Here is a 9870-nt window from a genome sequence, read left to right as displayed (position 1 = left end):
AAAAGAGCATGAAACTACTTGACAATGAAGCGCTAATAGCCTAGATTTACACCAGTTGGAGACCTGGATTTTCAACTAAAAAAGGGACAAATTCGGGCCGCGATGGTGATATCAGAATGGGTGAGGAGTTTAATAATTCTAAATGTCTTCTCCACATAGCCCAGCGATGCATAGGTGCCTTTGAAGGTGGCTCTTACCGTCGCCGTGCCAGCATTCGTATTATTTGTGTAGGAATATACATAGTCCGTGCCTTTGGTGAGGTTGAGCGAGCCGGCTATGACGAGCGGCTCGGGGGTGATTTCGCTGCCTGTGTAGGTCTGGTCGGGAATATCAGCAATCACTGGTTTCTGTACAATAAGTCTGCGATTACCGTCCTCGCCGATGGTGAAGTAGTCGGCCTTGCTTTCGGTCACATCGGTTGTTTCATGCATATAGACGATGCTCTCGCTGATGCTCGATGCGTCAACCATGTCGATGTCATCGTAAATGGTGATAGTACCGACAACTGTGTTGCCATAGGAATAAGCACCACCTTTTCCGATACCGCTGCCTGGAAAGTATTGATTTGTTCCTCCTATTGCGGTTACCGTTCCGCCCTTGATGGTGATGTTTCCGATTGTAGCCGTATTGTCTGTTCCGTTACCATAGCTCACGCCTGTACCAATACCAGCACCCATGTCATGGCCGGTTGCCGTGATGTTTCCGCCCTCGATGACAATATCGCCACCCGTAGCGTCCACATCCCACGCACGGTTCAGACCGATACCAGCTGCATCACTTCCGCCTGTTGCATTCAGCGAGCCGTTGCCCTTGATGGTGAGCGTAGTGCCTGAACCGCCGACCTGAATGCCCGCCATATTTGTTGCTCCACTCACGCTGTTCGTGCCGACGAGGGTAATCTCCGCTGTTCCAGAGCATACGATGCCGCCGCTGATGGTAACATCGCTTAGCGTAATCTTTGCTCCGTTGGCAATCGTCACCGTGCCTGATGTCAAACCTGTCAGCACGTCACCGTTCTGTGCCTCATAGCTCTCGCTGCCGGAAAGAGTCTTGTTTGTTGCCCATGCACTTGATACAAGAGCGGTTAAGAGTAACATCGCAAGAAATTTGAAACTTTTCATATTCTATCCAACGAAAAATGATATCGCAAAAATAGATAAAATGTGACTGTTTTTTTACAAATGTTAAAAACTGCATACAGATTATTATAGGGGTGTAATCCGGTCAAATTCATCAAGTTCGTCAGCGAAATAACCAAGAAAGTCGATGTTTTTGACAATATTTCGTGTTTTTGTACTTGTAAATGCAAAATATCTAGTTTTTATGCGTTTGTAAATACAGAATATTGACTTTTTGTCAAGAATGAAGTATATTTAAACCATGAACGGCAAAATTTCAAGAATTATCGCAGAGGATGTTTCCCGCAAGTTTTTTAAGGGTAAGGTTATCGTTGTTTACGGTCCGAGGCAGAGCGGCAAGACGACCCTTATCAAGGAACTGCTGCGAGAAATGGCTGTTTCGCCCGTATTTTTGAATGGCGACGATGATTTGGATGTCCATTATTTTGATACGGTGACGGCCAGTCGCTGGACTCAGTTGATGGGCGAAAAGAAGGTTGTTTTTATCGACGAAGGTCAAAAGATTCAGAACCTGGGGCGTGCGGTAAAGCTGCTTGTAGATTCCCGCGACGATGTTCAAGTGGTGATTACCGGGTCAAGTTCGTTCACCTTGGCAAATTCCGTGGAAGAACCCTTGACTGGGCGCAAATTTGAATACAGGTTGTTTCCGTTGAGTTATGCGGAACTTGCTAAGCACTTTGGATTTTTGGAAGAATCAAAAAAATTGGAGCTGCGCCTTGTTTACGGGAGCTACCCTGAAGTCGTGACAAATGAGGACGGCGTCAAAGAAACGCTCAAGATGCTTGCGGACAGCTACCTGTATCGAGATTTGATGCAGTACGAAGGAATTCGAAAACCAGCGGTGCTTGAAAAATTGCTGCGAGCGGTGGCCCTGCAGGTGGGCAGCGAAGTCTCTTACAACGAATTGGCCGGACTCATCGGTGTATCACGAACTCTTGTGGAATCGTATCTGAAAATATTGGAGCAGGCGTTTATCATTTTCCCGCTGACATCGTATTCGAACAACTTGCGCAACGAAATCAAGAAAGGCGTAAAGTATTACTTCTGGGATAACGGAATCCGCAATGCCGTACTGAACGATTTTACGCCCGTGCCGCAAAGGAACGATATCGGGGCACTTTGGGAAAACTACGCCATCAGTGAACGCATGAAAAGGAACGCCTACAACCGCGCAGATGGACTCCCTTATTTTTGGCGGACAACCGACCAGATGGAAGTCGATTACCTCGAAGTCTGCGGCTCAAAAATCAAGGCGTTCGAATTCAAGTGGAACCCCAAAAAGAAAAGCCGCGTCACCAAGGCGTTTACCAATCGATACCCTGAAGCCGAGGTGGAAACTATTACGCCGGAGAATATTGCAGAATGGGTGGGGTAATGCCTCCCGTCCAAAAGAAATCGATGTATGTTTTTTTCCTAAATTAGAGATGATATGAAAAGTTTCAAATTTCTTGCGATATTACTCTTTGCCGCACTTGCGTCGAGTGCGTGGGCTAGGACGGTAATTATTGATGCCGAAAATCAGACCATTAGCGATGCTACAACTTGGGAAGATGTCACGGTCATCTTTGCGGGGGATGGCTCGGTTACCTATAGTAGCCGAATCACCATCAGTGGCTCTGTCAAGCCTTTTTATATAGCTGCGTGGTTATTTCCGAAAAACTGCGGTTCTGCTGCGGTTTTGACCTCGGCTCTGTCACACCAGACTGTATGGTTGCAAGAACGCTGCGGAAACCAAAAATGACCAAAATAGCCTAAATTCTGCAATTCCGTAGTGAATAAACAGCTTCGGAGGGGCTTACGAAACCGACATTTTTTGCTATGGCAACGGAACCGTATAAAATGACTTGACATTGGCCCATAAAGAGTGTATATTTGTGCAGTAGCACAAGAGTGCACGCTTTTTAATGGAGTTCAAATGATCGAGCGGATTCGCGGAATATTAATAGAAAAAACACCCACGTTCGTGGTCGTGGAATGCGGTGGCGTCGGTTACGGCATCAACATTTCCGCCTACACTGCAGGCAAACTGCCCGAAACCGGAACCGAGGTCACGCTCTACACCAACCTCGTGGTACGCGAAGACTCCATGACGCTCTTCGGCTTTGCCGACACCACCGAAAAAAGCATATTCCTGATGCTCCTCGACGTGAACGGAGTCGGTCCCAAAATGGCACAGCGTATTTTGAGCGGCGTGACTCCAGCAGACTTACTGAACATGATTGCCAGCGACAACAAGGCGGCTCTCGGCAAAATCAAGGGCCTCGGCAAAAAGACCTGCGAGCAGATGACCCTCACCCTTAAAGAAAAGGCGGGCACCATGCTGCAGGGGCTCGGCAACGTCGAAGGGAGCGGCATCACCTCCATCGGGGCGCTTACCGGGGCAAAGCTCGAGGCTGTTTTGGCCCTGCACACTTTGGGAGTCAAGGATCCCGCCGCCGAAAAGGCCGTTGTAAAGGCCGCCGAAACGCTGGGTGATTCCGCCGACGCGGCCACACTTATCCCCGAAGCACTTAAGTATCTTTAAACCATGGACGAACAGAGAATCATATCCCCGCAAAAGACCGCCTTTGACGACAACGACGCCGACAAGAACCTGCGCCCGCCCAGCCTGAGCGAGTTCACAGGCCAAGCCGACATCAAAGAAAGTCTTTCCATTGCCATCGAGGCCGCCCGCCACCGCGGCGACGCCCTGGACCATTGCCTGTTCGCAGGCCCTCCGGGGCTCGGCAAAACAACTCTCGCAGGGATTATCGCCAAGGAGATGGGCGTCAACATCCATATCACAAGTGGTCCCGTTCTCGAAAAGGCGAGCGACCTGGCAGGGCTCCTCACTAGCCTCCAAGAAAACGATGTGCTGTTCATCGACGAAATCCACCGCTTGAACCGCGTAGTCGAAGAATACCTCTACCCTGCCATGGAAGACTTCAGGCTCGACATTATGCTAGACTCCGGTCCAGCCGCCAGGAGCGTGAACCTCCCGCTAAAGCATTTTACGCTCGTCGGTGCCACGACCAGGAGCGGCCTCCTCACTGGACCGCTGCGTGACCGCTTTGGACTGCAGTACAGACTGGAACTTTACGGCGAAAGCGACATCGTGAAAATTTTAATGCGCAGCGCCAAAATTCTTGGAATCGAACTGACCGAAGATGCCGCCAAGATTCTCGGAGGCCGCTGCCGCGGTACGCCACGCGTGGCGAATCGCGTGCTACGTCGCTGCAGGGACGTGGCACAGGTCCGTGGCACGGGCGTCATCGACATCCAGGCGGCAAGCAAAACACTCGACATGCTCGGCATCGACAGCGAGGGGCTCGACCCCACCGACCGCAAAATCCTCTCGATGATCATCGACAAGTTCAACGGAGGGCCTGTGGGCATCGGCACCATCGGTGCCGCCATGGGCGAAGAATCCGACACCCTCGAAGAAGTCTATGAACCCTACCTGATTCAAAAGGGTCTGCTGAGCCGCACCCCACGCGGGCGCATTGCCACGCAAAACGCCTACCGCATGCTGCACAAAGAAATCCCGCGCAACTACGCCGGCAACCCGAGCGACCAAATCGAACTGTTTTAAAGGAATCGCCAAAAGCTTTAGCGGTATTCCGGGGCAATCGTCATGACAAGATTGACGCCGTGCAAACCGTGGAAGCCAAACTGCACGCGGAACCAAAACATGTCAGGCCGGCGCACGCGCACACCAAAGCCCCAGGAATTGTAGTAACGTTCAAAAGACCAATCGTCAATCTCAGGGGCATGCAAGGCGTATTCATCGAACAGCACGCCATCCACAAAGCGGTCCACTGGCCAACGATACTCCATGCTGAATCCCATCACATGGTAATTCGAGAACTGGTTGCTGTAGCCACGCATGGGGAACCGGTTATTCACGTAGGGGAACGCATTGAACGGAGCCTCGCCTTTCTCTACTTCCCAAACATTGATCATACGGAACTGGAACGCCAGAACGCGCCTTTCAAACAACGTTGTCTTCACATTATCGGGGTGCCAAATACGGAGGGCGTCATCCCAGTTGAAATCCGTATAAAATCGTCTATTTTCACGAGCTTCTTTTGGGCTCATGTGAAAATTCCCCGCCTTGCCCAAGTAAATGTACTGCTGGTAAACAAATTCCGTCCTAAAGAAGTTGTGATTCGCCCCATCGTCGTCATAGATGTTGTTCTTATGGACACCCGTAAACTCGTATTCATCGTAGTCCATGCCGCTATACGCACCAACCATGACATAGCGCCCACTCAAACTGATTCGACTGCCCTTTGTGGGAGCAAACGGGTAATCCAGGTTGTCGAACAAAAGCGAAAGTTCCAAGGGAACCTGGTATTCGTGCTGGTACAGGCCCCTTGCCGTAATAGGGAATTCTTCGCTTACCAAAATGGAATCAGCCGATTTGGTGGGCAAGCTGGCATCATTAAAGCGGTAACCAATGGAACCCGTCAAATTCAAGTGTCTGGAACTCGTCAATGGGGCACTCAATCGCCAACTCAGGTTGATTGAGGAATCCGGCTGTACATACGCATTTTTGGTTCCGGGAACCACAAATACCGCGTCGCTATCCCAGTATTGCTGGTAACGGAAGGCTCCGTAAAGCGGAAGCCCCAGAATTCCCTGCTTGGTGTAGCGGAAGGAAAAATACCAGTCGCCATTGGCAAAAAACTGCGGCTCCAAAACCAGGTAGTCCCTAGAGAGCAAAAGACTGCGATGGCGGTAATTCGCACCGAGCATCGTCGATGAACCGGGTTTGAGGTTCATCACCGGGTAAATCAAAATGTTGCGGTTCTCGCCAAAAGTGATGAGGTCCACCGACTTCTCTATGACGCCATTGTCGAATGCATAGTGGATTGGCTGCGCCACAGGGTAAACCAGAACGCCGAACACCGGTTGAACCACATGGACAAACGGCCAGGCCAAAACATCACGCCAGCCAATGGACGAGGCTGTTTCATCCTCGTTTACCGCCCCGGTCGCGTCCCCGTCCGCCTTGGTCGTATCCACGGGAACCTCTTCGGCGAGCGCCGCCGAAAAAGCAAAGAGGAAAACCAAAACGAATTTACAGAACCGATCCATACAATTCCGCCATCACACCTAATTTACTATTAAATTTAATGTTATATTGTTCTTGATGTTTTCGCTAGCGACAAAAATTATCAAAAAACTATCCCGATACCCGTTACCCATTTTGGTAACGAGCCTCGTGCTGGCGGTTTTATCGGCATTTCCCATCAGCAAACTTCATTGGGATTTGCAACTGCAAGATGCAATTTCGGCAAACGAAAGCAATTCTGTAGACTACCATGAAATCGAAAAATACTTCGGAGGACTCGGGAGCCTTACCGTCGTACTGCAGTCCCCCGACAGCCTCAAGAACTACAACACGGCGAGGGACCTGGCAAACCATTTGCAAGGAGACACTCTGGTCCACTTTTTGGAATACCAGACCGATGTAGACTTTTACCGCAAGCACAGCCTGCTATACATTGAGCAAGAAGACCTGGATTCCCTCGAAGATCTCCTGACCGACCTCAAACACGATATGACCATGCGGCACAACCCGCTATTTGTGGACGTGGACGAGGAGGATGGATCTCCCTCCAAGGCAACCACAGACGCCACCAAAATGGACATTGAAAAGCTGGAAGCCAAGTACATCGGCATCATATCGCGAAGCCACGCCAACGCCGACGGCACGATTCGCGTGGTAGACATCTACCCCCGTAAACCACTCTCTGACCTGAACGCCTCACGAAAAATGCTCGCCAACGTAGACGCATTCCTCGAAAACCGAAAGGACATTAGCGTTTACTATACCGGCAAAGTCTACGACACCATTCTCACCGGCAGGACCCTTTTGCCCGAGGCGAAGTTCGCAGGCAAAATGACGGCGCTTTTCATTTTGATTCTCTTCATCGTGCATTTTTACAGGCAGCCCCAGCTCATTCTGGTTTCTGCCTTGCCGGCGACCCTCCCCATTCTCTACACGCTGGCCTTGGCGGGGATCCTTTACGGGAGAATCAACCTTTTCACATTGCTGTTGGCGCTTTTCTTGCCTGGGCAAGCCTGCCAAATCATCACGCATGTGCTGAACCGCTACTTTATCGAGCGCAACAACCAACTGGGACCGCAGTTGAGCATCGAGAGCGCCGTCCTCGGCATTGGCCCCTCCACGGCGGCGAGCGCCTGTATAATGACGGGACTTTACCTCGCGCTCTATTTGGTGCCCATCCAGGGCCTGCAGGAACTGAGCATCCTGGGCGCCATAGGGAGTTTCCTCAACTGGAGCCTCGGCATTTTGCTGACCACCGCCCTGCTGCAGCTGTTCCAGCGCAAAAAGCCTTTCACGGTCAACTCGTTCCGCTTCCAGAGGGAGTACAGCTTCAAGCTGCTCTCGTACCGCATCAACAAGATTTTTATCGCCATCGTCTCGGTAGTGAGCTTTGTCGGTTTCATATACGGCGGGTATGACCTCAAGTTCCTCTATGACTTCAGCGAGACCGAGATCCAGCACGAACGCAACACTGCGGACGCCCTCATTGCCCAGACCGGGTTCCCGCAGTACGACCCCATCATCGTGATGCTCCCCGACAAGGCTGCCGGCGAGGATTTGCTCGAAAACTTCCAAAAATTCCACGACAAAGGGAAGCTCCCCACGCTGGACCGCATCTACACGCTGGCGCAGTTCTCGCCCAGGAACCAGACCGAAAAAAAGCAGACGCTCAAACGCATCCAAAAAATGTTCACTCCTGAATTTTTACAGAGTCTGGACTCCACCAACCTGCGTTCTGTTTCAAAGGTTAACGAAATCCTCTACAACATGGACCTTGACGAAGAGGACGCTCCCGAAGATCTCAAGTTCAAGTTCAGCGACAACCGCGGCAATGCCGGCATTTTCGCCTTCATATTCAGCAACATCGACCCCGACGACGGTCTTGCCTGCAGGCACCTGCAAAGCGACCTCATGAAAATTGAAGGATTCGAGAATCACACGTTCAAGTTCGCCGGGACACCGGTTTTGCGAGCCTCGTTCCTAGACCTGGTCCTCAAGAACCTCGACAAATCCCTCGCCTTGGGATTTATCTTGATCTGGTTCTTTTTGCTGTTGTATTACAACCGTTTCAGCCGATCCATATTCACCTTGTTGCCGTCCTTGTTCGCCATGGGCTGGCTCATATTCCTGCTCCGCATTATGGGAATCGGGCTCTCTGCCTACAGCTCCCTCGCCTTTGTAATCTTGTTCGCCTTCAGCGTCGACGGTTCCCTCCAACTGTGGACCGCCTTCTACGAAAAGCAGGGCGGGACGGCGCTTACCATATTGCAACGTAAGTTTTTCACCGTGAGCGTAAGCCAAACCGCATCGCTCATTGGCACCTATGGGCTTTTGATTTCTTCGCACCCGGGGCTCCGCAGCATAGGACAAATCTGCCTTCTCGGACTCGTTTGCATTTTTGTATCGCAAATGCTGATTTTTCCGCTTATCGCAGGCTCCTTGGACAATTACCGTTTACTTAGACAGAAAAAAAGAAAATGACACGCCCCCTCTCTGAAAGAACCCAAAATATCGCAGCCTCCCTCACGGTCGCCATCGACACCCTCGCCAAGCAGATGATTGCCGAGGGCAAGGACGTGGTGAGCCTTGGCGCGGGCGAACCCGATTTCGCGACGCCCAAGCCCATTTGCGAGGCCGCCTGCAAGGCGATTCACGAAGGCAAGACCCGCTACACGCCCCCCGTCGGCATTCTGGAAGTCCGCAAGGCTGTGAGCGAAAAACTCGCCCGCGAAAACGGGCTCCACTACAAGCCCGAACAAATCATCATGACTAGCGGTGCCAAGCACGCCGTGTTCAACTCCCTCGCGGCCCTGGTGAACCCGGGCGACGAAGTGATTGTGCCCGCCCCCTACTGGGTCACCTACCCCGAACTCGTCAAGTGGCTGGGCGGCAAGCCCGTATTTGTGCAGGGCAAGCGCGAGAACGACTTCAAGATTACCGCCGAGCAACTCAAGGCCGCCTGCAACGAACGTACCAAGGCCATTTTGCTGAACAATCCCTGCAACCCCACCGGTTCCGTCTACAGCAAGCAGGAACTTGCCGCCCTCGCTCGGGTCATTGTCGCCGAAGACATCTACTGCATTTCGGACGAAGTCTACGAATACTTTGTATACGATACCGAGTTCACGAGCGCCGCCGCCTTCGAAGGCATGGAAGAACGCACCATTGTCATCAACGGCTTTTCTAAATCGCACTGCATGACCGGCTGGAGAATCGGCTACAACGCGGCCCCCGCCCCCATCGCCAAAATCATCGGCAAAATCCAGGGGCAGGCGACTCACCACCCGAGCAACATCGCGCAGTACGCCGCCCTCGGGGCGCTTTCGATGGGCATGGAAAGCGTCAACGCCATGCGGGCCGCCTTTAAAAAACGCCGCGACTACATGCTGGAACGCGCCTCCAAGATTCTCAAGACGCCCGCAAACGCACCGCAAGGGGCATTCTACTTGTTCGCCCCCGTTAGTGATTTTTATGGTACAAAAACGCCCTCCGGCAAAACCATCGGGGGGTCCGTTGAACTGTGCCAATACCTGCTCGAGAGCGAGGGCCTCGCCATTGTCCCGGGAGCCGCCTTTGGCGACGACAGCTGCGTACGTTTCTCGTACGCCGCTAGCGACGAGATGCTCCAAAAGGCATGCGACCGCTTTAAAAGAGGCTTGAAGAACCTGGTCTAGT

8 protein-coding genes are annotated in these 9870 nt (G+C 51.9%); 6 read left to right on the top strand and 2 right to left on the bottom strand.

Translation table 11 applies throughout. The features are described from left to right. Positions 1-71: 71 nt before the first annotated feature. Positions 72-1121 carry a hypothetical protein gene (locus BUB55_RS09465; protein WP_073190328.1) on the bottom strand — a complete coding sequence of 350 codons (1050 nt, stop codon included), beginning with the start codon at positions 1119-1121 and terminating at the stop codon, positions 72-74. A 259-nt stretch (positions 1122-1380) separates the two neighbouring features. Here BUB55_RS09465 and BUB55_RS09460 point away from each other — a divergent pair, with 259 nt between their 5' ends. The 4 genes from BUB55_RS09460 to ruvB all read left to right on the top strand — a co-directional run bounded on the left by BUB55_RS09460 (position 1381) and on the right by ruvB (position 4710). After that, complete coding sequence (locus BUB55_RS09460) at positions 1381-2514, top strand: ATP-binding protein (protein ID WP_073190325.1); 1134 nt, start codon at positions 1381-1383, stop codon at positions 2512-2514. Between the two features lie 54 nt (positions 2515-2568). Beyond that, a complete protein-coding gene (locus BUB55_RS09455; RefSeq protein WP_073190322.1) occupies positions 2569-2880 on the top strand; it encodes a hypothetical protein in 312 nt (103 codons plus the stop codon). Between the two features lie 174 nt (positions 2881-3054). Further along, positions 3055-3663: a Holliday junction branch migration protein RuvA gene (gene ruvA, locus BUB55_RS09450; RefSeq protein ID WP_073190319.1), complete on the top strand. Its 609-nt coding sequence runs from the start codon at positions 3055-3057 to the stop codon at positions 3661-3663. A gap of 3 nt (positions 3664-3666) precedes the next feature. After that, positions 3667-4710, top strand: a complete 1044-nt coding sequence (gene ruvB, locus BUB55_RS09445; RefSeq protein ID WP_073190316.1) for a Holliday junction branch migration DNA helicase RuvB — start codon at positions 3667-3669, stop codon at positions 4708-4710. Between the two features lie 17 nt (positions 4711-4727). Here ruvB and BUB55_RS09440 read toward each other — a convergent pair whose 3' ends face one another. Then, the gene (locus BUB55_RS09440; RefSeq protein WP_143152999.1) at positions 4728-6218 is read right to left on the bottom strand and encodes a BamA/TamA family outer membrane protein; all 1491 of its coding nucleotides are present in this window, start codon (positions 6216-6218) and stop codon (positions 4728-4730) included. A gap of 175 nt (positions 6219-6393) precedes the next feature. Between BUB55_RS09440 and BUB55_RS09435 the strand changes: the two genes are divergently transcribed. Continuing rightward, entirely contained in the window at positions 6394-8676 is a 2283-nt protein-coding gene (locus BUB55_RS09435; protein ID WP_143152998.1) for an RND transporter family protein, read from the top strand. Then, entirely contained in the window at positions 8673-9869 is a 1197-nt protein-coding gene (locus tag BUB55_RS09430; protein ID WP_073190308.1) for a pyridoxal phosphate-dependent aminotransferase, read from the top strand. Before BUB55_RS09435 ends, BUB55_RS09430 begins: the two co-directional genes overlap by 4 nt. The last annotated feature ends 1 nt before the right edge of the window (position 9870 follow it).

Source organism: Fibrobacter sp. UWP2, assembly GCF_900141705.1.
Taxonomy (GTDB): Bacteria; Fibrobacterota; Fibrobacteria; order Fibrobacterales; family Fibrobacteraceae; genus Fibrobacter.
This window is presented reverse-complemented; position numbering and strand designations above follow the sequence as displayed.

What these genes read in the sequence shown, in the direction of transcription:
- BUB55_RS09465 (WP_073190328.1), bottom strand. Translation starts at nt 1,121, where the DNA reads ATGAAAAGTTTCAAATTTCTTGCGATGTTACTCTTAACCGCTCTTGTA.
- BUB55_RS09460 (WP_073190325.1), top strand. Translation starts at nt 1,381, where the DNA reads ATGAACGGCAAAATTTCAAGAATTATCGCAGAGGATGTTTCCCGCAAG.
- BUB55_RS09455 (WP_073190322.1), top strand. Translation starts at nt 2,569, where the DNA reads ATGAAAAGTTTCAAATTTCTTGCGATATTACTCTTTGCCGCACTTGCG.
- ruvA (WP_073190319.1), top strand. Translation starts at nt 3,055, where the DNA reads ATGATCGAGCGGATTCGCGGAATATTAATAGAAAAAACACCCACGTTC.
- ruvB (WP_073190316.1), top strand. Translation starts at nt 3,667, where the DNA reads ATGGACGAACAGAGAATCATATCCCCGCAAAAGACCGCCTTTGACGAC.
- BUB55_RS09440 (WP_143152999.1), bottom strand. Translation starts at nt 6,218, where the DNA reads ATGGATCGGTTCTGTAAATTCGTTTTGGTTTTCCTCTTTGCTTTTTCG.
- BUB55_RS09430 (WP_073190308.1), top strand. Translation starts at nt 8,673, where the DNA reads ATGACACGCCCCCTCTCTGAAAGAACCCAAAATATCGCAGCCTCCCTC.